Here is a 25,717-nt window from a genome sequence, read left to right on the forward strand (position 1 = left end):
ATACCCCTTTCCATGGTTCCTTCCATCTTAACCTACCTCTGTTTCCAGATCAGGAATTGGCTTTTCTAGATATTGGGTGTCTTTACGAGCGTTATATCGTTCTGCTTTTTCCACATGAACGGTGATGTTGTAATCAGGGATACCGGCAAATTTCTCATACCGGCCGCGCGGCAGCAAAAAGTTACCCTCAGGGAAGTGTACTTCTAAATTTCTTGGCGCAATATCGACAAACTTTGCACGGCCTTGGAAGACACCAAAACCATTATAGACAACGATTCCTTCACCTTCAGCAACGCTTAATTTTTGCCCATCGTCAGGGTTCATTAATACATCATAACGACCTGCACCGTTTAACGGATCAACTTCTTTATACACCATGGAGTTAAACTGCTTACCACGGCGGGATGTGACGATAAATTGTTCTGGCTTTTTATGTAAATCCGGAATGTCAACCGGGATTAACGTCCCTTTTCCATCAGAAGTTGGACAGATTCCGTCTTCACATAACCAAGCGCCGCCCCACTGGAAGACGTCTCCTTGATTTTTCAAGTGTTGGATGCCGTCATAATCTGGGTTTGCCTTGGCAATTTCGTCACGAATAGCTTGACCGTCAGCAAAATCCACCAAGTGGGCTGTATCCGGTTTCACCCGCCTTGCAAGGTCAAGGTAAATCTTCCATTCTGCACGCGCTTCCTCAACGGCATTTTTGTTTCCTTGAATTTCAGGTGAAAAATAAACCATCCGTTCCGTTGACGTACTAGTACCGCCGCCTTCCTGCTCATAACGCGTTTTCGCAGGTAACACAATAACCGCTTCTTTTGCATCAACGAGAGTCGAAGTGTTTAATATTATATCTTGATGAACCCGAATCTCCAGGTCAGATAAGGCCTGTTCAATAAAATCAGGATCCGGCATCGTCTCTAAAAAGTTCCCACCAGATAAATAGTAAAGTTTGACCTTACGCTCGTGGTCTTCTGGAAGAACGATGTTTTCAAGTGTAACGCCAACAATATCCCCCTGCCACTTGGGAAGTTCAAATTCCCAAAGCTTTTCGATTCTCTCAACATTGTTGGCATCCCAACCACCGCCCGGTAAAACGAAGGGATCTGCTCCCATTTCGCCGCTCCCTTGAACACTGGAATGTCCCCGGAAGGGCATAAGACCAGCGTGTTTGCGGCCTAAATGTCCACGAAGGAGGGCTAGATTAGCAACTTGTGAGATATTATCGGTTGCAAATGCATGCATAGTAAGACCGAGCGCCCAAGCATATACGGCATTTTTGCTGTTTGCTAAAAGTTCCGCTAATTCAATGATTCGTTCTTTGGAAACACCTGAAGAATCAATGATTTCTTTCCATGATTGCTCTTGGACTTTTTTCTTTAATTCTTCATAGTCGTTAACGTGGGCCGCGACAAACTCATGATTAATCGCAGACCCAACTGCTTTTTCTTCCATAACAAACCAGTGCTTCATGATTCCATGCATAAAGGCTATATCCCCGCCAATATTAACCTGATAAAAGTCATCTGCAATTTTTGTGCCGAATAATGCGGACTCGGGGTTTGAAGGGATCCAATATTTATCCATTGCTGGTTCACGGTAGGGATTAACAACAATGATTCTTGTTCCCTTTTTCTTTGCTTCTAGCATATATTTCGATGAAACAGGTGAAGAGTTTGAAGCAACACTTCCCCAAAACAATAAAACATCTGTTCCAATCCAGTCAAGATAATTAGATGTCGAAGCTCCCACTCCAATGGAACGTTTTAATGCAGTTTTACTTGGAGCGTGACAAATACGAGAGGCATTGTCAATAAGGTTGGTCCCAAGAAAACGTGCTACTTTCGCTGCTACATAATAGCTTTCATTGGTAATCCCGCGTGCGGTTAAATAAAAGGCATATTGTTTGGGATTCAGCTTTTTCATTTTAGCCGCAATCATATCCATTGCTTCATCCCAAGTAATACGAGAGAATGTTCGTTCTCCTTGCCGACGAATCATCGGATAGGGAATACGTCCTAGTTTGCGAAGCTGAGTACTATCATATTTCCTAAGTTCATCAATATCTGCATGAAGAATTTCTGCTTTAATTGCGGGCATTGTATTTAGCCTAAGCACATTTAGCCGAGTGGTACAAACATGTGGTCCATCTAGTGTCTGGTCATATAAACCGGATACCCCAAGGGCGCAGCCGTCACAAACGCCTTTTGTAATGATTCGTGAGGCATAGCCAAGGTTATCGATATTCTCCCAAGCAATTTTCATTGTATCGCGAATATGCTGCGGCTTAATTTTTCCTAGTCCAAACGGAATTGGACTAACCCAGTGTTTAGGTGCTGGTACCTTTGACTTCTTTTGTGGACCTGGATGTATCGTTTTTCCCATTTTGATTCCTCCTCTAATAAAAAACCACCTGGGAAAGCCTTCATCTAGTAAAACTAGAATGAATTCTCCAAGGTGGTTAGTCTTTAACAGGTTCGCTGCCAAGTGCCAACAATATGTAGTTGGTTAGAATTGATGGTTCCTGTTTAATTTTTACATTTTAAACTTATCCTCAATATCTTGATCAAAAACGAAGATGGACATTCCTTTGTCATCTTCAATATCAATATCAACAAATACGGTGATAAATTTTGTTCCTAAAAGTTCTTCCAGCTCATAAGGGTAATTTTTTTTATAAATCTCCTTGACCATTTCTGTACGAGCAGATCGTAACATTTGTTTACCGTCTTCCGCCGTCGCAATAAACTTTTCAATCGGAGATAAATTACCCTCTAATTCGCAAATAGCCCAATTCTTACAGAAGGTTGTTCTAACTTGACTAGGTCCCTTACCCATATGACGTTTTCGAAAGGCGCGAACAACATTACTAAATTCTGCTTCATATTTATTCACTTAACTCATCTCACTTGCTTTTACTTAGAGGTTCATATTTATATTATTACATAATTCACAAAATATTCACATTTAATGTTTTCATAATAACATGGGAGCTGGTTCATTACAATAGAGAATATTTCATTCCTATTCAACAACATCCGACCAGCGATTGAAGTACACTATCGGAAACACTCTTCTCTTATTTGTAATGGTGCCTGACACCAATATTTATTAATCTGTTACCTAATTGTAAAACTCTTATAACACAGTTGACAGAATGATTTGCTATAATCTCTATATATTGAATAGTACGAACATTCAGGAAATTAATAGTGAAGGTATTAGAATAGATTGATTATTTTATAAAGAAGGTAGTGATGTTAAGTGATCAAAAAGGTGCTAATCCTGTTGAGCATGGCCCTCATGCTTGCTGCAGCTGGTAACAAATTTTCCATTGATACGGTCCAAGCGGAAGCATTAACTAACCAGCATAAAGATAACGAATTAACCGAGGCCGCGTCTTCTCCTGTTCAAAAAGATTCACTGTCAACTGAACCGGAATTCCCCAACAACCAAGGAAACCACGTTAGCGTAAATGACCAAATGATGCGGGTAACCCAAGCCATCAAGGAGAATAATCATTCGATATTAAAAACTGAAATTGAACTTACCGCAGGAAAATCAGAGGTAAAAAAACTCGAAAAAGAGATTCGTATTTTAAAAGAAGGGATCAATAAGCGAAATCAGGCTCTAAAGGAACGTGCTCTCGCCTATCAGCAAAGTGAAAAACATGTCACCTATCTAGAAGTACTGCTTGGGGCTACAAGCTTTAGCGATTTTGTCGACCGTGTAGGTGCAGTTGCGGCAATCGCTGAGGCCGACCAAACTCTTTTGAAACAGCAGGAAAGCAAACAGCAGGAATATGATAACAAAAAAGCTGCCTTGGAATATAAACTGACGGACCTTGCCAGTCTGAAAAAAAGTTTTGAAACAAAGCATGCGCTCCTACTTAAACAACAAAACGAAGTTAAGACGTTAAAAGAACGACATGAACAAGAATCCACGAAAGATGAAAGCGAACAAACATACATAGAAGCATCACCAATGATTGAAAACGAAAACATACGTACGGTCATTAACGCAGGCAAAAAGTATATTGGAAACTCTGTTTATGTGTTTGGCGGCGGAAGAAATGCCCGTGATATTGCCCATGGAAGATTTGATTGTTCCGGCTTTGTTCATTGGGCGTTTACCCAAGCAGATATTGAAATTGGCACCAATACCGCTTCGATAAGAAATGATGGACAACGGGTTTCGCCTGATGAAATGCAGCCGGGAGACCTTGTCTTCTTTGACACATATAAAAGAGACGGACATGTCGGTATCTATCTTGGAAATGGAAAATTCATCGGTTCCCAAAGCTCAACCGGTGTCGCGATAGCCGACATGACCAATGGTTATTGGAAAAACGCGTTTAAGGGGCATGTGATTCGAATTTGACAGAAAAACAATAGGACGCACCGCCCATTTTCCATATCAAAAAAGCCCTTATTTTTAATGTCAAAGATGGTCATTCCAATTAATGCATGCACTCTCCCAAGTAGAAGCTGGCAAAACAGTCGCTGTTCCTGTTTACGTGAAGATTCCTAAGGGCGGAAAAGTTCAGCCGGTCCCAACTAACCTCACCTTCACAAGCACTTCAGCAACCGATGCAAATAAATCTGCTTCGATGACTCGCCCTGTTTGCCCTGGTAATGGAAAGTAAAGAATAATAGTTAAAGAGGAAGTATCACTAGATACCTCCTCCTCTTTTTTAGCAAGATTATAAGATTACAAATTTAAAAATTTACAGCCTTTTTGCCTTCTACGATTGGCAGGTTGATAAAACTTTGTCCAAGATGGACTTTGAAGGTAGCTCCTGTTGTCGAAGGAAGTGTCCGTTGATACGAGCTCCCCGCAATAATCACTCCAATGCGATGTCCCTTCTTAAAGACATAGTCATGCGGTAACGCGCCCCACTCGAATTTGTAATTCTTTCCGGGGTTTAATGGATCGGTTTTTAAAAGGGATTTCCAATTTTGCGGGTCAAACCAGCCTCTAGAAACAATTTCATATGGTGCTGTATAGGTGTTTTTCACAGTATCCCTATAGCAGGCGTCATCGGTATCCGAGCTCTCTCCCCAGCAGGATTCTGTTGTTAACGTTCGTATCCCTTCCCCGCTGGCTCGGTAATTTACCCGGGTATCCATCCCATAATCAACAATCATTACTGTTAAATTGGAATTATCTTTATCTACTGTTGCTCGAAGCGAAATTTCCGGTACGCCACTCATACGGGCATCCTCATTTAGCGGATTAGTTAGGAATACCAAACGGTCGCTTCTAACAGTCATTTCATTGGTGACCATCGCTGTCTCTGTTTGCCTTGCATTATCGGTAAAAGTTTGCGTAAAGTTCCCTTTTACTGGTCCTGTTGTTAACTCCCCAGGAGAATTTTCGTTTTCCCCAGGTGCAAGGCGAATTTTAAATGATTTGGCATTCGTTTCAGGCCATGATGCATGGGTTTCCCAAACATCCGCACCTCGTTCAATATCAACAGCGGGTTCATCCATAATGCCATTTTGAATGCCCATGAGCCAATAATCAAACCAGCGATGGAGCGTATCGACCCACTCTGCCCTGCGGAAATCAAATGGATCGACGTGGCCAGTTTGTGCAAGCCACAGCTTCCGAGGAACCTTCTCCTTATTGAGTGCTCCCCACCAATCATTAAAATGATTCATCTTCACGTTTAGGTCATTTAAACCATGAATCGCAAAAACACTGGCTTTTACATTTTTGATATCTTTCACATAGTTTCTTTCATCCCAAAAATCATTGTAGTCACCTGTTGCATCGTCCGCTTCTTTATTAAGACGATCAAATACAGGTTTACAAATGGCTCGGCGAGAACTATTCGCCACTGTGTTAGCTAATCCGCCAGGCCCGTTATTATAGTATGTAAGGCCTGCATAGCGATAATAATTATACCAATTGCTTATGGCTCCAATAGGAACAATGGTTTTTAAGCCTTCTACTCCCGTTGCCGCCACACCATTGGCTAATGTTCCATCATAGGATTTACCAATCATCCCGACATTCCCTGTTGTCCAAGAAGCCTTTACCTCTTGATTATTTTTATCAACGGCCTTTGCTCGTCCATTGAGCCAATCGATGACCACTTTAATACTCTCAATCTCTTCATAACCGCCGGTAGTTGGGCAGCCATCCGATTGATTGGTGCCTACCATTTCTGGCAAGGCAACCGCATAGCCTCTAGGAACAAAATAGTTATCATAATAAAGAGGAAACTTCTCATTTATTCCGTCTTTATTTTTGTCCTTCACTTCACTTTCATTGCCTCTCCCTAAGCTTTCATAATAGGGGCTGGCATCCATAATGACAGGTACCTTTAGTCCCTCATTTGATTCTTTCGGACGGATGATGTCGACGGCAATTCGGTCAGGTACCCCGTTTTCATCCGTATCAAGGCTTGATTGGACAAATACCGTCTCGCGAATGGCATCCTTATAAGAATATTTCGGCTGCGATTTTAAATCTCCCAAAGAATTCACCGCTTGATTCTTCTTTGGTGCTATTGTTTCCGCATTTGTATAATTCACAGATGATAGAGTTAACGCAATGGTTGTTAAAAGAGTTGTAACTACAGAAAATGTTTTCTTTTTCATTAAATCCCTCCTTTATCCTAGTTAAAATAATTGTAGAATATGGGGGATTTTTAAAATAGTGTAAAAACTACTAATATTTGCAATTTTCACACTTGTTTAATAGGATAAATGCCTTATTTTTAAGACCAACGAAAACGAGGGCTGTCCGCTCATGCTGAAGAGCGGTCTCCAGTTCGGAAACCGCTCTCCCTTATTTTCCTGCCAATTAAAACTTAAATAAAATTCTAATTGATCACTTGAATACGAATCTCATGTTTCTGGCGTCTTCTTTTTAAACGATTCGTTTTTTCTTTTTCATAGAGGTAATGAACAATAAAGTAAGAAATAAAGCTCAAGATAATCCCAAAGATGGTCATTCCAATTAACGTATGAACGCCTCCGTGAAGCAGTCCTACTAGACCATGGAAATCACCGTGCATTAATTTTTGAAAAGAAAAAGAGGTATGGTGATCTATTCTGACCCTCATTGGGAAGATGGCCTTCCCCAGTGTTCTAGCAAAAGGGATAAGAATGACAGGGAGCAGCGAGAGTTTTCCAATCACATTCCCGATAATCGATGCCGGTAAGGAACCTCTAGACAAACGGACAATAGGTACAAACAATATATATATTAGTGAGGCTGTTGAAAGGACTAACATTTCCAAGCCAAAGCCAAGCGCAAATCCCAATGAAACTTTTTTAGCCCCTCCAGGAGATCGTAGGAGTCTCGTAAAATTCAACTTAAAAGCACGTCCAAGTCGTTGAAAAAAATTATATTTTTTTTGTTTTGTGCTCATAAGGTACCCTCCTGATGACAAACTAATTAAATTTATTAATTAATTATAATCTATATTAGCCGTAAAGTATTTCATATTTCTAAAAAATAGGATGATTAACAGTAGTTTGTTCCCCTACAAATTCTATTCTACACCTTTTTGATTAAAAATTAATAAATATTCTATTAGATAATGGTGAATGTTAGTGGAAAAAAATAATAGTCAAACATTTCAAAGACAAAAAGCTCCAAACTCTTATTTAAAAGAGGTTGGAGCCCTTGGTTTTTGTGACTAATGAAATTTCCTTACTAGGCTTTTTTCTAGTTGGCAGATTTAAAATAACAGTGTTCTCTTAAAAACTCCGGCAAATCGAGGAGGGATTTTAATTGGGCAAAAGTACCATTTGGTTCAATCTCGATATCGACGATATTATAGCTCCATTCTATTTCGGCTGGGATATGAATAGCATTGATACCAAGCTCAATTGCTGGCTTTATATCTGTTTTGAGAGAATTCCCGATCATCCAAGTATTCCTGTTGTCCGCTGTTATTTTGTTAAGGACCTTTTGTAAGGCCGGCGTATTTTTATGTTCATCAATAAATATTCCTTTTTCAAAGTAGTCATGTAAACCCAATTGCCCAATTTTCCTCTTTTGATTTGCTTCATCTCCACCCGTGTATAAATACAATTGATGACCATCTTCCTGCAGCAGGTCTAAAATTTCATACATATAGGGAAAGGGCTTCACCCTTCTTTGAAAAACCATTTTACCAATATTTCGAATTTGGTTTATTTCTGATTCCTTCACTTTTCTGCCAACTTTTCCGCAAAAATATTGATAGGTTAACACAAGTGATTGTGGATAGACCGAAGAATGCAGGCCTTGTTCAGCTACATGATTCAAATCAATTTCCAATTGTTTTTCGATTATTTCCTCTTTTGATATTGATTTAAACCATTTCTTCATTTGATTGGCAAATCTGTTTTTTGATTCCGCAAAGTATTTCGTGCAATGAATTAAGGTGTCATCGAGGTCCAATATTAAGGTTTGTTGATTCATGAACCAATTCCCCCTTTAATAGTGGTGCAATGTAATTATATGGGTTTACACCATATCCATGATAAAAAATGCTTTTCCTATCTAAAAATTAGTTCAGATGTATAAGGGGACTCCCTCTCCACTTTCGGGGCAAACATCTAAAGAATTTTTTAAAATTGCGGTGCCTTTTTATAAAATTTGCATTTAATGTAACGTGAGGGAGGATGATGATGTTGACAGAGATAAATTTTCATCAAATTGCCAATGAGCTATTAAAGAAGGAAGTTGAGATTAATACCATCCAAGGGAATTTTAGTGGAAGGCTTCTTGAGGTTGGTAAGGATGTTTTAGTGCTGGAGAGCAGAGGCAGGATTCGCTCCATGCTTGTGGCGATAAGAATTGAAACCATTATTGCCATCCACCGTGTGGAACAAATGCCAAGAGGGCCATTTGGTTTTAATCAACAGGAATTTGAACAGGAACAACATGAAAGCAGTAATGATTTATAGGGGAGAACATCCAGGATAAAAAAATAACCAAACAGAGCAGTTACCCATTGAGGACTGCTCTGTTTGGTTATGAAGTTTATGATAAAATAATATAATAAAAATATACTAATTTTAAGACAGAAGGTTTTGACTTGAACATATTAGTGAAGAAGGACAAATTGACGCGTTTTACCATTACTCTGCTGACCGCCTTTATCGGTGCACTCTTGTTTTCCAGTCTACATACCCCTATTCCATGGCTTCTTGGCCCGATGGCAGCCGTTTTAATTGCATCAAGATTTGTAAAAGTTCCATATTACTGGCCTAGCTACATTCGTGATACAGGGTTGATTATTGTCGGGTATTCGATCGGCCTATCATTCACAAAAGATGCTCTCCAACAAATCGTAGCGAAACTGCCTTCCATGCTGCTTTTGACAGTGTTACTCGTCTTGTTTTGTGCAGGGATTGCTTTTGTTGTTTCTAAGCTATCGGGCGTTGACTATCCAACCATTTTAACGGGCAGTATTCCCGGCGGACTTTCGCAAATGATTATTTTTGCCGAAGAATTGAAAGGAATCGACATTACTACGGTTACCTTCCTGCAAGTGGCAAGATTAATAATGATTATTTTCTTTGTTCCGTTTCTTATTTGGGGACCTTTTTTTAAAAATACAACGGGGCATTCCGCAGTGGACTGGGTTGAAAAAGGCATGCCATCATCTGGGCCCCTTTTTCCAACGGTTATTGTATTTATCGTGATTTGTGTTGTTTGTGCTTTTCTTGCCAAGAAACTTAAGTTACCTACTCCGTTTTTGTTGGGTCCAATACTAGGAACAGCGCTTGCCAATATTTCCGGTCTGCACGGTCTAGCCCTATCGCCTTTGATTTTGGACATCTCACAGTTTATGATTGGCGGGTACATAGGTTTATTATTGAAGCCGGAAAAACTGGAGCATAAAGCGAAGATTATTACACTTGCACTCATAAGTGGAATGGTGATGATTTTGGGGTCTATAGGTTTAGGGCTGATCCTCCTGTTTTTTTACCAAACCACACCATCCACTAGTTTATTAAGCCTTGCTCCAGGAGGGATGGATCAGATGGCAATTCTCGCCCATGAGGTCCATGCCGATTTATCGATGGTGACTGGATATCAATTATTTCGACTCTTTTTTATTTATTTCGCCGTTCCACCGATGCTAAGATTCCTATTTAAAGTTCGGAATAAGAAAAAGGTGAAGTCTGCTTAAGACGTTTGTTGATCGGGAAGCCATATTTTAAAAAAAGTGACAGGAAACCACGATCCTGTCACTACTAAATCTTGCTTGGTTATTCATGAAAATTCGTGCCGTCTGTTGTAGCTTTGACGATGCCCTTGCTGATGACAAAGTCACCGAAGTGTTCGCCTTCCTGCCGTTCTTTCGCGTAGCGGGAAAGGATGACGCTTAGTTCTTTCAAGATTTCTTCTTCACCAATATTTTCACGGTACATTTTATTTAAACGGCTGCCGTCATGGGCGGCGCCTAGATACATATTATATCTACCGACCGCTTTGCCGACAAAGGCAATTTCAGCGAGTGCCGGACGCGCACAGCCGTTCGGACACCCGGTCATACGGATGGTAATTTCTTTATCACGAAGACCGTTCACATTGACGATATCCTCGATTTTTTCCATTAGTACTGGCAAATAGCGCTCTGATTCTGCCATCGCCAAGCCGCATGTTGGTAGAGCGACGCACGCCATCGAGCTGCGTCTTAGGGCGGTATGATGTTTGCCGTCGGACAAACCGTATTGTTCCATCAATTCGTTAATTTTTTTCTTTTTCTGACTGGATACATTGCCAATAATTAGATTTTGATTGGCTGTCAATCGGAAATCTCCGCTATGGACTTTAGCAATTTCATGCAGGCCAGTCTTAAGCTTGTATTCGGAGAAATCTGCGACCCGGCCGTTTTGAACAAACAGCGTATAATGCCATTTTCCACCAACACCCTTCACCCAGCCATAACGATCGCCGTTGTGGTCAAAATGGTATGGCTTTGCGTCTTCGAGGCTCCAGCCAAGTCGGTTTTCTAGCTCAGCTTTAACCGTTTCGATCCCGAGGCGGTCCACTGTGTACTTGAAACGGGCGTTTTTACGGACAGAGCGGTTGCCGTAATCGCGCTGAATGGTAATCGTCTTTTCTGCCAGCTCCACCACTTTTTCAGGGGTACAGAAACCAATGACTCTGGCAATCTGTGGATATGTCGCTTTGTCGCCGTGTGACATCCCCATACCCCCGCCGATGGCCACGTTAAAACCTATTAATTTACCATTTTCCACAATCGCAATCAAACCAAGGTCCTGTGAAAAAACATCAATATCGTTCGATGGTGGAACCGCAATCCCGATTTTGAACTTCCGCGGTAGATAAAGTGCTCCGTACATTGGTTCTTCATCTATTTCAGGTGTACCAGCCACTTTTTCTTCATCAAGCCAAATTTCATGGTACGCCCTCGTGCGTGGTAATAAGTAATCACTTAAATACTTCGCCCATTCATAGACTTCGGCATGGATCTCAGATTGATCCGGGTTCGGGTTACACATCACGTTCCGGTTTACATCGCCGCACGCCGCAAGCGTCGTCAATAGGGACTTATCGATTTCTTGAATCGTTTCTTTCATGTTCCACTTTAAAATACCGTGCATTTGAAAGGACTGACGGGTTGTCAGTTTTATCGTACCGTTCGCATTCTTTTCAGCAAGCTCATCTAAGACAAGCCATTGTTCCGGCGTAACCACTCCACCAGGGGCCCGAACACGAAGCATAAACTGATAGGCAGGTTCCAATTTTTGCTTTTGGCGCTCATTGCGGAGGTCCCTGTCATCCTGCAGGTAGCTGCCATGATGCTTCATTAGCCGGTTGTCATCATCCGGAATTCCGGCGCTGATCGGGTCCAGCATGACTTCCTTCAGTGTACCGTGTAAGTAGTTGCTATCAGCTTTTATGCGCTCGACATCACTTGGCGGGCCATCCGGCGCTTTTAAAATTTGGTTCCCCATATTGTTGTGATACTCCCTTCTATCCCAAAATCAATATACATCTCGCTGGTACCGTTTTTGCTGCTGCATTTCGGCCAGATATGCCTCTGCTTCTTCTCGGTTTTTATTGCCTTCTTTTTCAATAATATCTAGTAATGTGTTATGGACGTCATGGGCCATGTGTTTCTCATCACCGCAAATGTAAATTACTGCGCCCGCTTGAAGCCATTCGAATAATTCCTTGCTTTGTTCTTGCATGCGGTCCTGTACATATACTTTTTGTGTTGAGTCACGTGAAAATGCAACATCCATTTTTGTCAGCACGCCGGCATTAAGCCACTTTTGCCATTCAGTCTGATAAAGGAAATCGGTCACGAAATGCTGGTCACCAAAGAACAGCCATGATTTTCCTTGGGTGGCCAGTTCTTCACGCTCCTGGATAAACGAGCGGAACGGTGCCACACCTGTGCCCGGCCCAATCATGATAATCGGTGTTTGCGAGTTTTGCGGCAGCTTAAAGTTTTCGTTATGCTGAATGTACACCGGCAGCGAGTCCCCAGGATTTAGTCGTTCCGCCGCTAAAATCGAGCAGACCCCATTTCGTACACGCCCATGCCCATCATAGCGGACGGCACCGATGGTCAAATGCACCTCGTCCGGATTCGCGGTTTGGCTGCTCGCAATCGAATAAAGGCGAGCAGGTATTTTTCGAAGAATGGAGACAAACTCTTGCACGGTTTCGCCCCACGTTCCAAAGTCACGGACCAAATCTAGCAAATCACGGCCTTTTATATATGCTTTTAGTTTTTCTTCATTTTCTGGTAATAACAGCTGGCTTAAATCCTCATTCTCTGAAAGTTTCGCTGCTTTTTCAAGGAGCGGTTTTGTTAATACGGTAATTTCATAGAATGAGTGAAGGGCTTTTTTAAGGGGAAGATTATCCCCCTGTTTATTGACCGTTACTGGATCGTTTGGATTCCATTTCAACTCGTTAAGAAGCTGGTCAACGAGTGCAGGGTCGTTTTCCGGATAAATTCCGAGACTGTCCCCCGGTTCAAATGTAAGGCCAGACCCTTCAAGCGATAATTCAAGGTGTCGTGTCTCTTTATTCGAGCCGCGTCCGTTCAAATTAATATTTTCAAGTACTTCCGCCCTAAACGGGTTTGATCTAGAGTATACCGCTTCTACTGCCTGGGGTGTTGAAACTGACTGCCCAGCTGCTGATTCGTGATTTGGGATGGTACTTCCTTCTTGGGCTTCACTTAGGCTGCCAAAGACCCCATCAAACCATTCGGTTGCGGGCTCATCGAAATCAACGTCGCAGTCAAAACGCGGATATAGGCGTATGCCGCCGAGTTCTTCGAGCCGAGTATCGAATTCTTTTCCCGTTTGACAGAAAAACTCATACGAGCTGTCACCAAGTGCCAAAACAGAAAAATGGAGATCGGTTAACTTTGGCGCCCGTTTGCTATGAAGAAACTCATGGAAGGTGAGCGCACTATCCGGCGGGTCGCCTTCCCCATGCGTGCTTACAATAATCAGCAGGTTTTCGACCTTTTTCAAATTGTTCGGTTTAAAATCATTCATGGAAGAAACAGTTACCTGAAAACCGTTCCCCTCAAGTGTCTTGCCTGCCTTCATTGCAAGGCCCCGGGCATTACCCGTTTGTGATCCATATAAAATGGTCGCTTCTTTTGTTTTTGTCTGCTTAGGAAGCTGTGCTGCCAGCTCTTTTGGTGTTCCAGCTGCGGCCGCAAATGGGGCCGCAGCAAGGTAGCCGCTCAGCCAAAATTTCTGCGATTCTGTTAAGGTCGGCAGAATGCGGTTAAGGAGCTCTGCCTGCTCCTGATTAAACGGACTGTTCAATACCTGAAGTTGCAACAATACCACCTCACAAAGGAATACTTTCTATAAAATTCAAGATTTTTTGATAAAAATTGATAAGGAACTTTTATAGTGAACTTTCATATCGACCACGTGCAGTCTTTATTCCAGGTATGGGCGTTATGAACCTTTCAGAGTGCCCGTGATGCCTCTTTTTTTCGGGTGACGGGCATTGTGACCCTTTCAGAGTGCCCATGATGCCTCTTTTTTCCGGGTGACGGGCACTGTGAACCTTTCAGAGTACCCATGATGCCTCTTTTACCCGGGTGACGGGCACTGTGAACCTTTCAGAGTGCCCGTGATGCCTCTTTTTTCCGGGATACGGGCACTATGAACCTGTAACAGCCACCTTACCCATTGCCCGTTCAATGACAATATCTTCAATCACCCGATGCCCGCTCAAAGGACCCGTATGGAGAATCTGCAGCCCTTGTTTTTTCCACGAAAGTACCTCACGATTTACTTCCGCAATAAGAAGACCAGAAAATAATAAATATGGAACAACGATTACCCTGCCGTCAGCTCTTTCACAGACGTTCCCCAAACCATCTTGCAGCCTTGGTTCCGAGGCAGCCAAATAACAAACAGAAACATATTCCATTCCAAGCCGAGCCCTGATACCACTCACAATGTTAGCAAAGTCAGCGTGAACCCCGGGGTCACTGCTTCCCCTTCCGACAATCAATAGACGATCCTCCGGAACCAAATTAGGGACAGCATCTTTAACAAGCTCAGACACAGCATCAAGAATTCCCCCTTGTACCCCGAAAGGATCCTTTACATTTACTTGAATTAAAGGGTATCTGGCCTTTAATGAAGCCAAAGCTTGAGGGATATCCTTTTTTATATGACCCGCAGCCAATAGGAACAGCGGGACAACGGTGATTTCCCTTGCGCCCCTATCTACACACCGTTTGAAGCCCTCCTCAATCAATGGATTCGTCAGCTCAAGGAAACTGATTTCCTGAATCGGTACGTCGATCCGCCTCATCACCTTTTGAAAAAAGGCATTTGCCTCCTTAACACCCTTTTGAGACCGGGTTCCATGACCAATGTAAAGTATCGCTTTCATACGAGGCGGGTCCCCCTTTCAAAAACTTAGCCGTGAACAACTGGTAAATTGGGAAAAATTTGTTCATGAAACCAGTTTAATTTTTTATGAAGATGAACGACCTCACCAATCACTATCATGCTTGGATTGGAAATTTCGGCCTCTTTCACCCGTTCCTCAATCGTCTCAAGCGTTCCGACTACGGTTTTCTGATCGCTTAATGTCCCCCATTGGATGATGGCAATCGGTGTTTGCGGTGATTTGCCGTTCTGGATTAAATGCTTTGTTATCGTTGAGAGGTGTGAAACCCCCATATAAACACAAATGGTATCAACTCCATTAGCTAGATGGTACCATTGGTGCTCCGCCTCTTCATCACCCGCTTGGTGCCCCGTAATAAAAGCAAAGCTTTTACTCAAACTACGATGGGTGACGGGAATACCGGCATAAGCGGAGGCGGCAATGCCGGCCGTGATGCCTGGAACAATTTCAAACGGGATATCATGCTTTGCACATTCTTCGGCTTCCTCCCCGCCGCGCCCGAAAACAAACGGATCTCCACCCTTTAAGCGGACGACCTGATTACCCTTTTTGGCGTATTTCACCAAGAAATGGTTGATTGTTTCCTGCTTCATCGTATGGTAATGTGGAAGCTTACCGCAGTAAACCAACTGGGCACCTTCCTTCGCATGCTGGAGCAGTTCTGGATTTACTAGCCGATCATAAAGAATAACATCAGCTAGTTGCAGGCAGCGCAATCCTTTTACCGTAATCAAATCGGGATCTCCAGGACCCGCACCTACTAAATAGACCTTACCCGCCATGGCTCTGCCATCCTTTCTCAGCTAAATAATGTTCTTCTCTTGAAGGTATCCAAAAATTTGTTTTACAGCTTCTTCCACCGTCAAGAGGTCGGAACGGATGATGATTTCCGGATGTTCCGGTGCCTCATAGGGAGAATTAATCCCTGTAAAATCTTTTATTTCTCCGCGGCGAGCCTTAAGGTAAAGCTGCTTTGGATCCCGACGTTCACATTCATCCAAAGAGCATTCGACGTAAACCTCGATAAATTCTTCTTTTTCAAAAAGGTCTCGGACCTGTTCACGGTCGGAATGAAATGGGGAAATGAACGCAGTTGTCACAACTGCTCCACTGTCGACAAACAGTTTAGCTACTTCACCAATCCTTCTGATATTTTCGGTCCGGTCATGATCTGAAAAGCCGAGGTCCCGGTTCAGACCGTGGCGGACATTATCGCCATCAAGGACATATTCATTGATACCCAGCCGGTACAGTTCGCTTGATACGGAATTGGCTATCGTTGATTTTCCAGATCCTGAAAGCCCGGTAAACCACAATACGCAGCTGCCATGGCCATTTTGTACACGCCTGTCTATTTTTGAAACAGTTGCTGCATGCCATGTAATATTCGTTGCTTTTGACATTGTTCAATCCCCCTCCTACACCGTCAGCTGTTCTTTCATTCCCTCGATCAACACTTCGACAACCTCTTTCCGGCTGAAAGTGGATGGCGGCAGGGTACCGGAGCGAAGCATTTCTCTTACCTTTGTTCCCGATAGGATGACCCGGTCCTCATTGCTGTGTGGGCAGGTTTTATCCGATGCCATGCCTTCGCATTTATTGCAATAAAAACTATGTTCAAAGAACAATGGCTTGATGCCAAGTTCCCCTTCCTTAAATTCGCTGAAAATGAGCTGTGCATCATAGGTGCCGTAGTAATTACCTACACCGGCGTGGTCGCGGCCAACGATGAAGTGAGTGCAGCCAAAGTTTTTGCGTGCAATCGCATGGAAGATTGCTTCTCTTGGGCCGGCATAACGCATGGCCGCAGGGTAGACACCAAGCTGGACACGCTCGCTAGGATAGTAGTTTTCTAGCAGGACACGATAGCTTTTCAAGCGGACCTCGGCTGGAATGTCATCCGACTTTGTTTCTCCGACAAGCGGGTTGACAAACAGACCGTCGACCGTTTCTAGGGCTGCTTTCTGGATGTATTCATGGGCCCGGTGAATCGGATTCCTCGTTTGGAAGCCTACGACTGTCTTCCAGCCATTCGCTTCAAACAAAGCCCGTGTCTCCTTCGGCTCAAGCCACACATCGCTAAATACGCCTTTTTCCGGTTTCTTTACCAGTATTACTTCACCAGCCACGTAAACCGGTCCACGTTCATAAAGCCGTTTAACGCCTGGGTGGGCAAGCTCCTCTGTTTTATATACCTGGACCGCTTCTTTGTCGAGGTCCGGTTCATACCACTCGGAAACCTTAATTACTCCATAAACCTCTTTGTTAAAAATAAGCTTGAGCTCTTCTCCTTCTGTGAGGGACGCCGCGGTTTCATAAGAAACAGGAAGAGTCACAGGGATGGACCAAATCGTATTGTCTGCAAGGCGCATATTCGCCACAACGGACTCATAATCGGCTTTTCCGAGGAACCCTGTCAGTGGACTGAAGAGCCCAACGCCAATCAACTCCAGGTCGCTTAAGGCGATTGCATCAATTTCAAGCTCTTTTTCGATATGTGTTACATCATAGTTTGGGTCAAATGCTTGGATAAGTTTACCTCCATGCGGTGCTGGCAAAAATGACAATCAAATCAAATCCTCTCTACTTTTAATCAGATGTTTTTATATGAGAAAGCTTTTACTGGTGGATACTCCACTTTTACTGGCGGATACTCCACTTTTACTGGCGGATACTCCTCTTTTACTGGCGGATACTCCTCTTTTACTGGCGGATACCCCACTTTTACTGGCGGGACCCACTTTTACTGGCGGATACGCCTCTTTTACTGGCGGATACTTCTCTTTTACTGGCGGATACCCCACCTTTACTGGCGGATACGCCTCTTTTACTGGCGGATACGCCTCTTTTACTGGCGGATACTTCTCTTTTACTGGCGGATACCCCACCTTTACTGGCGGATACTCCTCTTTTACTGGTGGGGAACTGAAAATCAGTCTTTCGCTACCTCCTGATGCACCGTTATCACGGGTTTCTGCCGCTTCATCAAGGACAGCACACCAATCACTGATATCAACATGCCGGCCATCGCGATGATTGGGTAGAAATTATGTTCAATAATTACTTGAATGAGCGTATAGGAAAGCACCATCGATAGAACTGGTGAAACAATCCAAACGGTTAGCATCTGAATAACAATGTCTTTTTTCAAGACTGCCCTGCCATGTTTGGCAAAGCCGATTCCGATAATGGAGGAAGTCGTGATTTGCGTCAGCGGGACGGGGATCCCGAATACGGACGCCATTGTCACAATCGTTGCGCCTGTTCCAGAGATGACGCAGCCCTCTTCCAGCCTGAGTGCCGTTATTTTTTTCCCGTTGGTTTCAAGCACCCGCTGGCCCAGCAATAGCGCCCCAAAAGCAACGAATAACCCGCCCCAGAAAATACCGTTTCCTGTAGAAAGGATTCCGGCGCCGACCAGTGGGCCAACCGCATTGGCGACATTGTTCATCCCTGCTGAAAAGGCCTCAAACAAGCCCATAAACACCACAAGAGCAGATAGAAACGGAACTGCCCTCGACGCCTCCATCCATTTTTTAAGCCATTTATTTTTTAACAAATAGGAAGCAAGGATGGCGATGAAAAATGCGGCCACAGGTGTTAGCAGCCAAAAAAACATAATCCAGACAAGCTTGCTTACAAATACAGACTGGTAAACGACCCCGGCACCAACGACAGATCCGACGGCCACTTCACTCGTCGAGAGCGGAATTCCGAAGATATTTGCCAGTAACAACGACAGTGCTGCCGAAGCTAACACGATCAGGGCAATCGGTATGGTAAATGTGCTCGTCGGAACAATCCCGCTCCCAATCGTTTTGACCACCTCACCGCCGCCAAGCCAAGCACCTAGAAATACCGTGATACCGCACAGCAATAAGGCCAGCCTTTTTTTAACAACTCCAGACCCATAGGCGATTCCCATCGAGGCCGCTGCACCACTTGCACCAATATTCATGGCAAAAAATAATCCAATAATAACCGCAATTACCGTGAGCAAACGATTAACCTCCCCTTAGCGAGTGTGTAAGCCACACTCCGTCTTCCCGCTTCCCGCCCAGCGTCCCGCACGCGAGTCCCCATCCGTCCCGGCAGGCTGTGTGCAAGGAAAACAACCGATGCTTGGGTATTGATGGTCATGCAGGGTGTTGTACGGGAGGTCTTTTTCCTTGATGTATGCCCAAACATCATCCCAAGTCCAATAAATCAACGGACAGATTTTGATATTTTGGAACTTTTCATCTTTATTCACAAATTCACTAGTTGCCCTTGTCGGTGCCTGTTCTCTGCGCAGCCCCGTTATCCATGCCTGTTTGGCCGTTAACGTTTCACGTAAAGGAATGACTTTACGGATATTACAGCACTGGCCCGGGTCTCTTTTCCATAAGGCGGATCCATACTGGCCTGCCTGTTCATCCAGACTCAGTGCCGGCTGTTTCCGTTCAATCCTAAGTGTTGGGAAACGAGCTTCAATTTTGTCAATGACCTCATACGTTTCCGGGAAGTGTAAGCCTGTATCTAAGAAAACAATATGGGCATCTGGCTTTACCTGGTGGATCAGGTCAATTAACACGATCGCTTCTGCCCCGAAACTGGATGCATAGACAATCTCTTCGGAAGGATAAATGCTGTATGCCCACTCTAAAACAGCACGTGCCCCTTTGCTTTCATCCCCGGTAGGGAACGTTTCTGATATTTGCTGCCAATCTTGATAGGTAACTTTAGCTGTCATAACTGCAAACCAACCTCCTTTTTCCATTAAAAAAAGGCAGCCTCCAACCCTAATAAGTTGGGGACCGCCTCTAGTTTTTCTAGTCAGCGTTTTTTATTCGATTGAAGACGAACCTTTTCATTTTTCTCGATTTGGACAACTTTTCCATCCTGGATAACTAGGGTGATCGATCCATATTTTAAGGATGCCATCATTTTTTCTAGATGGTCAATGAGCTGCTCTCTTTCATCAGCGTCCAGTTGGATCCGCCTCCTTTCAAAAAAAACGTCTTTCCCATTTAGGAAAGGCGTTAGAACTGCACATTACACCTTATCTCCCAAAATGAATATCATTTTGCTGGAATTGGCACCTTGCTACGCAGGTTGCCGGGCTTCATTGGACCAGTCCCTCTGCCACTCTTGATAAAGAAAACTCGCCGATTGGCAAGCCGTTAGGCGAAGACAGAGGCGTAGTTGCACTTATGCGAAATAGGGAAGTGTAAACTGCCGAAGAAAGTTTATACTTTCCTATTAGCTAAGAAATATTGTATTTGATGAAATTAATCCTACCATACCCATAGGTTTTATGTAAATAAAAAAATTAAATATTTTTATAATTTATTTTGGAACCTATTTTTAAAGGGTTTGAATAGGAGAAAAGTAACAAATAATGCAAATAATTTTCAGTAAAAAAACCTTGATTCGTGAACGGATCAAGGTTTGGTCGGCTGGTTATTTTTTAAAAAAATCCTCTAAAGCTCATTTCGGGTCTAGAATCTCATCGATAATCCCATACTCTTTCGCTTCTTCTGCACTCATAAAGTAATCGCGGTCCGTATCCTTAGAGACCTTGTCAACCGATTGTCCCGTCCGGTCCGAAATGATTTGATTGATATGCGCTCTTAGTTTTAAAATACGCCTAGCGGAAATTTCAATTTCCGTCGCCTGCCCCCTTGCTCCGCCCAAGGGCTGATGAATCATAATTTCACTATTCGGCAGTGCGTACCGTTTTCCCTTTGTCCCGGCGAGCAGTAACATTGCTCCGAATGATGCGGCCATCCCTGTGCAAATCGTCCGAATATCAGGCTTAATGAATTGCATCGTATCGTAAATGGCAAATCCCGCTGAAGTTGAGCCACCTGGGCTATTGATATAAAGCGAAATTTCTTTATCCGGTGCATCTGCTGCTAAAAATAATAATTGGGCCACCACACTATTAGCGGTATGGTCATTAATTTCCTCACCAATGATAATAATTCTGTCCTTTAATAATCGTGAATAAATATCATAGGAACGTTCTCCACGATTGGAATGTTCGATTACATATGGAATTGTACTCATTTAAACTTCCCCCTTGAAGCGATTATTGGCTATGCGGCCATACAGAGAGTGCTTGAAGGAGAGTAAGTTTGTATTTTAGGAGCACCATTAATACTAGGTATGGAGGGAATCGAATGAATTAGAATCGCTGGGTCTAGATTTTTCAAGGCTTCATAAAAAATATCCGAAAGCCATTCCCGCTCTTCTTCCTCCCAAAATGAATCAACAGAAAAGGATGGGTCAGCTGCTTTTTCGAGCCGCTTTTTCGCACGATGCAGATTGGCCTTCACCGCCGTTTCGGTTGTATTCAACATGGATGCTATTTCCTTCAGCTGATATTGAAACGCCTCTTTTAGCATAAAGATGATGGCTTGCTTTGGGGTAAATTTCTTCACCAAGAAGTCAACCAAATTCTTTATTTCATCGAGTTGATTCGTAAAAACAAGATTAGCAAAATCGAAATCCGCCTCGAGCGTTTCATTTTTTCTTTTTCGAAGTAAATCAACCCAATGATGATAGGCAATCTTATTTAACAAAGCGGTCGTCATCTTTTCCTGCTGATTCGAATATTTTAAGGCCTTAATATAGGTCTCCTGTGCAATATCATCGCCATCCCAGCTATTTTGGGTAAGAAAGTGACAATATCGCTGCAGTTTTGGATAATATTCCTGCCAAAAGGTTTCCTCAAACCTATTCTCTGGCCTTGCACTTTCTAAGCTGCCCTGACTATGTTTGTGTGACATTGATTTCACTCCTTTTGCACTCTCTACCCCTTTAACGTTTCAGGTAGGATGAAAAGATACGGACTCACAAATTTTTTTTATTGTTAGTGCTAATATATGCTACTGCAATGTCATTTACCCTTGGCTTAACCCATTTACCATATAAACCCGTTCGGGACGGCCAACAGTTCCGTAGGCGAGGTCAGCTTCTATCTTCTCTTCAGAAACGAGATGTTCCAGATAGCGTCTTGCAGTTGTTCGGCTAACACCTAGTTCTTTGGCAACCAGTTCCGCTGTTAAACCTCGATGTACCTTTCCGAGAACCTCTAGGACTTTTACCAGCGTAAGCGGGTCAATTCCTTTAGGCAGGTAAGGCCTTTCGCTGCCTGTTCCATCAGTTTCTTTTCGCAATAACTTGTCTACCTGCTGCTGAGTGACATGGAGATTTTCTTTTCTTAGTTGGACTAGCTTTGTATGGTAATCCTGATATCGGTGCAGAGATTGTTTGAAGCGTTCGAAAACAACTGGTTTAATAATGTAATCAAATACGCCAATACTAATCGCTTCCTGCACCTTATCAAGCTCTTTTGTTGCCGTAATCATAATAACATCCATTTGTTTTGTCTTCTGTTTGGTTTCTTTCAGTAAGTCCAGACCGTTCATATCGGGAAAATAAACGTCCAGCAAGAGCAAATCCGGCTGCAATATTTCGATTAAGGTTTTGGCCTCTAGATTGCTGGCTGCAATCCCTACTGTTTGAAAGCCAGGAATCTGTTCAAGAAAGCGTTTTTGGATTTCTGCAACCCTTAAGTCATCTTCCACGATTAAAACTTCGATCTCCCGGTTCCCATTCATACTTAATCCCCCTGTATTTTTGGTATTGCCACAGTGAATATCGTTCCTTCTCCCAAATCTGATGAAAATGTAATCGATCCACCCAAGTCGTTAATCGCTTTTTGAACTAAACTTAGTCCAATTCCAGCGTTAATACTTGTATTCTTAGTGGTAAAGCCTTCTTTAAATACCTGTTCAAACGTGCTTGAGGGGATTCCCATCCCGTTATCTTCCACTTCAATAATTAATTCTTTCCCCAGGTCGGTTAGAAACAGGGACACCCTTTTCTCACTCATTTCATTCTCTTGTACCGCATCAAATGCATTATTGATAAGGTTGCCAATAATCGTTACTAACGAATCCCTGTTAATATAGGAGGGACAGTCTTTAAAACTGCTTTCTCTATCTATGGTAAAAGATATTTTTAACTCGCTTGCTAAACTTACTTTTCCTAAGATAAAACCAGCAATGATTGGGTCAGGTACTTCCCTCATTAAAAATTGAATAAACCCTTGGGTGACATCTACTTCCTTCGAGATAAAGTCAATTGCCTCTTTATAGGAACCAAGCTGAATCAGGCCAAGAAGGGTGTATAATCGATTCGAATATTCATGTGTTTGGGCACGGAGTCCCTCTGCATAGGATTTAATATGAGATAATTCCTGCAGCAAGTAGGAAAGCTCTGACTTGTTTCGAAAGCTGGCAACAGCCCCAATCACTAACCCCTTATTATTAAATATAGGAATCCGATTGGTCAAAAAAACTTCACCCAAAATCATAAATTCCCGGTCATATTCGGCTTGCCCCGTCCGAGCCACTTCAAGTAGATGGGTATTTTCCAGCACCTCTTCTATTCTCTTTCCGCGAAGCATATTGAGAATTGGGACCTTCAAAATTTTATGAGCGGTTTCATTAACTACAGTAATTCGACCATTTGTATCAATCGCGATAATCCCTTCATGTATGGATTCTAGAATGGCATGTTTCTCTTGGTACATCCAGGCAATTTCTTTCGGTTCTAAGCCCAAGATGGCCCTTTTGATATTTAACGAGATTAATAAAGCCGCCAGCAATCCTCCAATTAATATGATGAAGGTGGCAACAAAGATTTTCCTCTGTATTTTCGAGACTTCTTTTTCAATATCCGTTTGAAGATAACCAACTGAAACGACACCCATGACCTTTCCTCCACTGAAAATAGGTGCTTTTCCCCTTAGCGAAGGTCCGAGCGTCCCTGTGGATTCTGATATGACAGATTTTCCTTTAAACACACGGCCATTATCTCCCCCAACCATTTTTTGTCCTAAACGATTTGGATTTGGATGCGAATAACGGACTTCGTCCCGGTTTCCAATCACAATAAATTCCGCCCCCACCTGTTTTCGAATTTTTTCGGCGATGGGCTGAATAAGGCTGGCGGGATTATCCTTTCTAAATGCAGTTTGAATCTCTGGCATATTGGAGATGGTTTGAGCAACAGATAAAGCTTTCGATCCTATTTCATGCTCAAGGTTGGATTCCATGATATTTTTAAAAGTAAATTCAATAATGGTTCCGAGTACCATTATTAATATGGAAATTCCTAACATTAATTTTGTATGTAATCGCATGCATACACCTCTGTCTCTATCATAATAAAAAAACCCCCTTTTAAAAAGGAGTTTTTCATAATAGTCTGAACTTTACCCTTCAATATTTATAACCACGTCTTTCCCTCTTCTTTTCATTATGAAGGGGACAACCAGCCAAAGGACGGTAATGAGTAGAAATGCTAGAGAAATCGGACGTGTTAAAAACACACTGTAATCTCCGTTTGAAATCGTCAAGGCTCTCCTTAGGTTATTCTCAATCATTGGCCCAAGTACAAGTCCAAGTACGAGTGGAGCAATTGGATAATCATTTTTACTAAAGAAATAACCTAGCACACCGCATGCCAATAGCAGCAAAAGATCATTGGTTGACACTTGAACTGCATAGACGCCAAAAATGGAAATCGCAATAATCATCGGAATCAAATATTTCTTTGGTGTTTGAATAATTTTCGCAAACACCTTTACAAGCGGCAGATTCAGAATTAATAACATAAGGTTGCCGATAAACATACTGGCAATCAATCCCCATGCTACTTGGGGATGATCTTCAAATAATAATGGGCCTGGCTGGATATTATACATCATTAGTGCTCCCATTAAGATGGCAGTGGTCCCTGAGCCAGGTATTCCCAAGGTTAATAAGGGAATCATCGCCCCCCCGGAGGCCGCATTATTCGCTGATTCTGGTGCCGCTACTCCTGCAATTGCACCTTTTCCAAATTTCTCTGGATTTTTCGAAATCTTTTTTTCAAGAATATATGAAAAGAAGGAAGCGAGCGTCGCCCCGGCACCCGGCAATATTCCAACAAAGAACCCTAGGATGGAACCTCGGGCAATCGGTCCTGCTGATTCTTTAAACTCTTCCTTAGATGGAAGCATATTAGTAATCCTCGCCATTTCTACTTCTTCATCTTCTTTTTCCAAAATGGTTTTGAACACCTCACCGACTGCAAACAGTCCTACCGCAATCGTTAAGAACTCAATCCCTTGGTAAAGCCATGGCACCTCAAAGGTAAATCTAGCAATTCCCGAAACAGTATCAATTCCAATCGTTCCGAGTAACAACCCGCAAACTGTCATAATTAACGCTTTCGTCACCGATTTCCCAGCCAACCCACTGACTGCCCCCAAACCCAATAGCATTAACGAAAAATATTCAGCAGGACCAAATTTGAGTGCGACCTCAGATAAGGGCTTTGCTAGTGCTATCAAAGCAATAAGCGTCACAATCCCAGCTACAAAAGAACCGATGGCCGCAATGGATAGAGCGCTGCCAGCCCGACCCTTCTTCGCCATTTGGTAGCCGTCCAATGTTGTTACAACAGAGGAGGATTCCCCCGGTGTATTTAATAGGATCGAAGTGGTCGAACCGCCATACATTGCTCCATAATAAACCCCGGCAAGAAGTATAATCGCGCTCGTTGCCGCTTGTTCCGGCGGAAGTCCACCGGTAATCGATGCCGTTACTGGAATAAGTAGGGCTACACCGCTCATTGGCCCAATTCCTGGCAGAACACCAACGGCAGTCCCAATTAATACCCCAACAAAAGCAAAAATAATATTATACCAAATAAGTGCTGTTCCAAATCCCTGAAATAAATAATCAAGTGTACTCATGTTTTATCCTCCTTTCTAAAAAAACTA

At 42.9% G+C, this 25,717-nt stretch carries 24 protein-coding genes and 1 riboswitch; of the genes, 4 read left to right on the forward strand and 20 right to left on the reverse strand.

Annotated features, from left to right (window positions below; translation table 11 throughout):
* Nucleotides 1-27: 27 nt before the first annotated feature.
* Entirely contained in the window at nucleotides 28-2,385 is a 2,358-nt protein-coding gene (locus tag BSO02S_RS06845; RefSeq protein WP_066064412.1) for an FdhF/YdeP family oxidoreductase, read from the reverse strand.
* 150 nt (nucleotides 2,386-2,535) lie between these two features.
* Entirely contained in the window at nucleotides 2,536-2,895 is a 360-nt protein-coding gene (locus BSO02S_RS06850; RefSeq protein WP_066064415.1) for a Na-translocating system protein MpsC family protein, read from the reverse strand.
* 369 nt (nucleotides 2,896-3,264) lie between these two features.
* On the opposite strand from BSO02S_RS06850, the gene BSO02S_RS06855 reads away from it, so the two are divergent.
* Entirely contained in the window at nucleotides 3,265-4,380 is a 1,116-nt protein-coding gene (locus BSO02S_RS06855; protein WP_096190879.1) for a C40 family peptidase, read from the forward strand.
* An 82-nt stretch (nucleotides 4,381-4,462) separates the two neighbouring features.
* The gene (locus BSO02S_RS06860) at nucleotides 4,463-4,645 is read left to right on the forward strand and encodes a hypothetical protein (RefSeq protein WP_066064417.1); all 183 of its coding nucleotides are present in this window, start codon (nucleotides 4,463-4,465) and stop codon (nucleotides 4,643-4,645) included.
* A gap of 73 nt (nucleotides 4,646-4,718) precedes the next feature.
* Here BSO02S_RS06860 and BSO02S_RS06865 read toward each other — a convergent pair whose 3' ends face one another.
* The 3 genes from BSO02S_RS06865 to BSO02S_RS06875 all read right to left on the reverse strand — a co-directional run bounded on the left by BSO02S_RS06865 (nucleotide 4,719) and on the right by BSO02S_RS06875 (nucleotide 8,424).
* Complete coding sequence (locus BSO02S_RS06865; protein WP_066064420.1) at nucleotides 4,719-6,608, reverse strand: Xaa-Pro dipeptidyl-peptidase; 1,890 nt, start codon at nucleotides 6,606-6,608, stop codon at nucleotides 4,719-4,721.
* A 224-nt stretch (nucleotides 6,609-6,832) separates the two neighbouring features.
* Nucleotides 6,833-7,384, reverse strand: coding sequence for a DUF2062 domain-containing protein (locus BSO02S_RS06870; RefSeq protein ID WP_066064423.1), 552 nt, complete (start codon nucleotides 7,382-7,384; stop codon nucleotides 6,833-6,835).
* Between the two features lie 299 nt (nucleotides 7,385-7,683).
* A complete protein-coding gene (locus BSO02S_RS06875) occupies nucleotides 7,684-8,424 on the reverse strand; it encodes an HAD family hydrolase (RefSeq protein ID WP_066064426.1) in 741 nt (246 codons plus the stop codon).
* Between the two features lie 212 nt (nucleotides 8,425-8,636).
* Here BSO02S_RS06875 and BSO02S_RS06880 point away from each other — a divergent pair, with 212 nt between their 5' ends.
* Together BSO02S_RS06880 and BSO02S_RS06885 are read left to right on the forward strand one after the other, a co-directional pair.
* Nucleotides 8,637-8,912, forward strand: coding sequence for a DUF2642 domain-containing protein (locus BSO02S_RS06880; RefSeq protein ID WP_169802727.1), 276 nt, complete (start codon nucleotides 8,637-8,639; stop codon nucleotides 8,910-8,912).
* Nucleotides 8,913-9,043: 131 nt separating this feature from the next.
* The gene (locus BSO02S_RS06885) at nucleotides 9,044-10,144 is read left to right on the forward strand and encodes an AbrB family transcriptional regulator (protein ID WP_342351999.1); all 1,101 of its coding nucleotides are present in this window, start codon (nucleotides 9,044-9,046) and stop codon (nucleotides 10,142-10,144) included.
* Nucleotides 10,145-10,223: 79 nt separating this feature from the next.
* Here the strand turns inward: BSO02S_RS06885 and cysI are convergent, their stop codons facing one another.
* The 15 genes from cysI to BSO02S_RS06955 all read right to left on the reverse strand — a co-directional run bounded on the left by cysI (nucleotide 10,224) and on the right by BSO02S_RS06955 (nucleotide 25,690).
* Nucleotides 10,224-11,939 (reverse strand): assimilatory sulfite reductase (NADPH) hemoprotein subunit, encoded by a 1,716-nt coding sequence (gene cysI / locus BSO02S_RS06890; protein ID WP_066064432.1) that lies wholly within the window; start codon nucleotides 11,937-11,939, stop codon nucleotides 10,224-10,226.
* A 30-nt stretch (nucleotides 11,940-11,969) separates the two neighbouring features.
* Nucleotides 11,970-13,799: an assimilatory sulfite reductase (NADPH) flavoprotein subunit gene (locus tag BSO02S_RS06895; RefSeq protein WP_066064435.1), complete on the reverse strand. Its 1,830-nt coding sequence runs from the start codon at nucleotides 13,797-13,799 to the stop codon at nucleotides 11,970-11,972.
* A 331-nt stretch (nucleotides 13,800-14,130) separates the two neighbouring features.
* Nucleotides 14,131-14,874, reverse strand: coding sequence for a sirohydrochlorin chelatase (locus BSO02S_RS06900; protein WP_066064438.1), 744 nt, complete (start codon nucleotides 14,872-14,874; stop codon nucleotides 14,131-14,133).
* Between the two features lie 26 nt (nucleotides 14,875-14,900).
* The gene (cobA, locus tag BSO02S_RS06905; RefSeq protein WP_066064441.1) at nucleotides 14,901-15,677 is read right to left on the reverse strand and encodes a uroporphyrinogen-III C-methyltransferase; all 777 of its coding nucleotides are present in this window, start codon (nucleotides 15,675-15,677) and stop codon (nucleotides 14,901-14,903) included.
* A gap of 21 nt (nucleotides 15,678-15,698) precedes the next feature.
* Nucleotides 15,699-16,298, reverse strand: a complete 600-nt coding sequence (gene cysC, locus BSO02S_RS06910) for an adenylyl-sulfate kinase (protein ID WP_066064442.1) — start codon at nucleotides 16,296-16,298, stop codon at nucleotides 15,699-15,701.
* Between the two features lie 15 nt (nucleotides 16,299-16,313).
* A complete protein-coding gene (sat, locus tag BSO02S_RS06915; protein WP_066064445.1) occupies nucleotides 16,314-17,462 on the reverse strand; it encodes a sulfate adenylyltransferase in 1,149 nt (382 codons plus the stop codon).
* Between the two features lie 36 nt (nucleotides 17,463-17,498).
* Nucleotides 17,499-17,783, reverse strand: coding sequence for a ribosomal eL19 family protein (locus BSO02S_RS06920; RefSeq protein ID WP_066064448.1), 285 nt, complete (start codon nucleotides 17,781-17,783; stop codon nucleotides 17,499-17,501).
* 44 nt (nucleotides 17,784-17,827) lie between these two features.
* Complete coding sequence (gene cysP / locus BSO02S_RS06925; RefSeq protein ID WP_066064451.1) at nucleotides 17,828-18,895, reverse strand: sulfate permease; 1,068 nt, start codon at nucleotides 18,893-18,895, stop codon at nucleotides 17,828-17,830.
* A 15-nt stretch (nucleotides 18,896-18,910) separates the two neighbouring features.
* The gene (locus tag BSO02S_RS06930; RefSeq protein WP_066064822.1) at nucleotides 18,911-19,627 is read right to left on the reverse strand and encodes a phosphoadenylyl-sulfate reductase; all 717 of its coding nucleotides are present in this window, start codon (nucleotides 19,625-19,627) and stop codon (nucleotides 18,911-18,913) included.
* A gap of 83 nt (nucleotides 19,628-19,710) precedes the next feature.
* Nucleotides 19,711-19,839, reverse strand: coding sequence for a YezD family protein (locus BSO02S_RS26230; RefSeq protein ID WP_425320405.1), 129 nt, complete (start codon nucleotides 19,837-19,839; stop codon nucleotides 19,711-19,713).
* 94 nt (nucleotides 19,840-19,933) lie between these two features.
* Nucleotides 19,934-20,035: riboswitch (SAM riboswitch) on the reverse strand.
* Nucleotides 20,036-20,364: 329 nt separating this feature from the next.
* Nucleotides 20,365-20,946 (reverse strand): ATP-dependent Clp endopeptidase proteolytic subunit ClpP, encoded by a 582-nt coding sequence (gene clpP / locus BSO02S_RS06935; RefSeq protein ID WP_066064454.1) that lies wholly within the window; start codon nucleotides 20,944-20,946, stop codon nucleotides 20,365-20,367.
* A gap of 29 nt (nucleotides 20,947-20,975) precedes the next feature.
* The gene (locus BSO02S_RS06940; protein ID WP_066064457.1) at nucleotides 20,976-21,668 is read right to left on the reverse strand and encodes a sigma-70 family RNA polymerase sigma factor; all 693 of its coding nucleotides are present in this window, start codon (nucleotides 21,666-21,668) and stop codon (nucleotides 20,976-20,978) included.
* Between the two features lie 114 nt (nucleotides 21,669-21,782).
* Nucleotides 21,783-22,502: a response regulator gene (locus tag BSO02S_RS06945; RefSeq protein WP_066064460.1), complete on the reverse strand. Its 720-nt coding sequence runs from the start codon at nucleotides 22,500-22,502 to the stop codon at nucleotides 21,783-21,785.
* A 2-nt stretch (nucleotides 22,503-22,504) separates the two neighbouring features.
* The gene (locus tag BSO02S_RS06950; RefSeq protein ID WP_066064463.1) at nucleotides 22,505-24,091 is read right to left on the reverse strand and encodes an ATP-binding protein; all 1,587 of its coding nucleotides are present in this window, start codon (nucleotides 24,089-24,091) and stop codon (nucleotides 22,505-22,507) included.
* A 72-nt stretch (nucleotides 24,092-24,163) separates the two neighbouring features.
* Complete coding sequence (locus BSO02S_RS06955) at nucleotides 24,164-25,690, reverse strand: tripartite tricarboxylate transporter permease (protein WP_066064467.1); 1,527 nt, start codon at nucleotides 25,688-25,690, stop codon at nucleotides 24,164-24,166.
* Nucleotides 25,691-25,717 lie beyond the last annotated feature (27 nt).

Source organism: Neobacillus soli NBRC 102451, assembly GCF_001591665.1.
Taxonomy (GTDB): Bacteria; Bacillota; Bacilli; order Bacillales; family Cytobacillaceae; genus Neobacillus; species Neobacillus soli.

What these genes read in the sequence shown, in the direction of transcription:
- cysC (WP_066064442.1), bottom strand. Translation starts at nt 16,298, where the DNA reads ATGTCAAAAGCAACGAATATTACATGGCATGCAGCAACTGTTTCAAAA.
- cobA (WP_066064441.1), bottom strand. Translation starts at nt 15,677, where the DNA reads ATGGCGGGTAAGGTCTATTTAGTAGGTGCGGGTCCTGGAGATCCCGAT.
- BSO02S_RS06870 (WP_066064423.1), bottom strand. Translation starts at nt 7,384, where the DNA reads ATGAGCACAAAACAAAAAAAATATAATTTTTTTCAACGACTTGGACGT.
- BSO02S_RS06950 (WP_066064463.1), bottom strand. Translation starts at nt 24,091, where the DNA reads ATGCGATTACATACAAAATTAATGTTAGGAATTTCCATATTAATAATG.
- BSO02S_RS06930 (WP_066064822.1), bottom strand. Translation starts at nt 19,627, where the DNA reads ATGACAGCTAAAGTTACCTATCAAGATTGGCAGCAAATATCAGAAACG.
- BSO02S_RS06945 (WP_066064460.1), bottom strand. Translation starts at nt 22,502, where the DNA reads ATGAATGGGAACCGGGAGATCGAAGTTTTAATCGTGGAAGATGACTTA.
- BSO02S_RS06865 (WP_066064420.1), bottom strand. Translation starts at nt 6,608, where the DNA reads ATGAAAAAGAAAACATTTTCTGTAGTTACAACTCTTTTAACAACCATT.
- clpP (WP_066064454.1), bottom strand. Translation starts at nt 20,946, where the DNA reads ATGAGTACAATTCCATATGTAATCGAACATTCCAATCGTGGAGAACGT.
- BSO02S_RS06940 (WP_066064457.1), bottom strand. Translation starts at nt 21,668, where the DNA reads ATGTCACACAAACATAGTCAGGGCAGCTTAGAAAGTGCAAGGCCAGAG.
- cysI (WP_066064432.1), bottom strand. Translation starts at nt 11,939, where the DNA reads ATGGGGAACCAAATTTTAAAAGCGCCGGATGGCCCGCCAAGTGATGTC.
- BSO02S_RS06875 (WP_066064426.1), bottom strand. Translation starts at nt 8,424, where the DNA reads ATGAATCAACAAACCTTAATATTGGACCTCGATGACACCTTAATTCAT.
- BSO02S_RS06900 (WP_066064438.1), bottom strand. Translation starts at nt 14,874, where the DNA reads ATGAAAGCGATACTTTACATTGGTCATGGAACCCGGTCTCAAAAGGGT.
- BSO02S_RS06860 (WP_066064417.1), top strand. Translation starts at nt 4,463, where the DNA reads ATGCATGCACTCTCCCAAGTAGAAGCTGGCAAAACAGTCGCTGTTCCT.
- BSO02S_RS06845 (WP_066064412.1), bottom strand. Translation starts at nt 2,385, where the DNA reads ATGGGAAAAACGATACATCCAGGTCCACAAAAGAAGTCAAAGGTACCA.
- BSO02S_RS06955 (WP_066064467.1), bottom strand. Translation starts at nt 25,690, where the DNA reads ATGAGTACACTTGATTATTTATTTCAGGGATTTGGAACAGCACTTATT.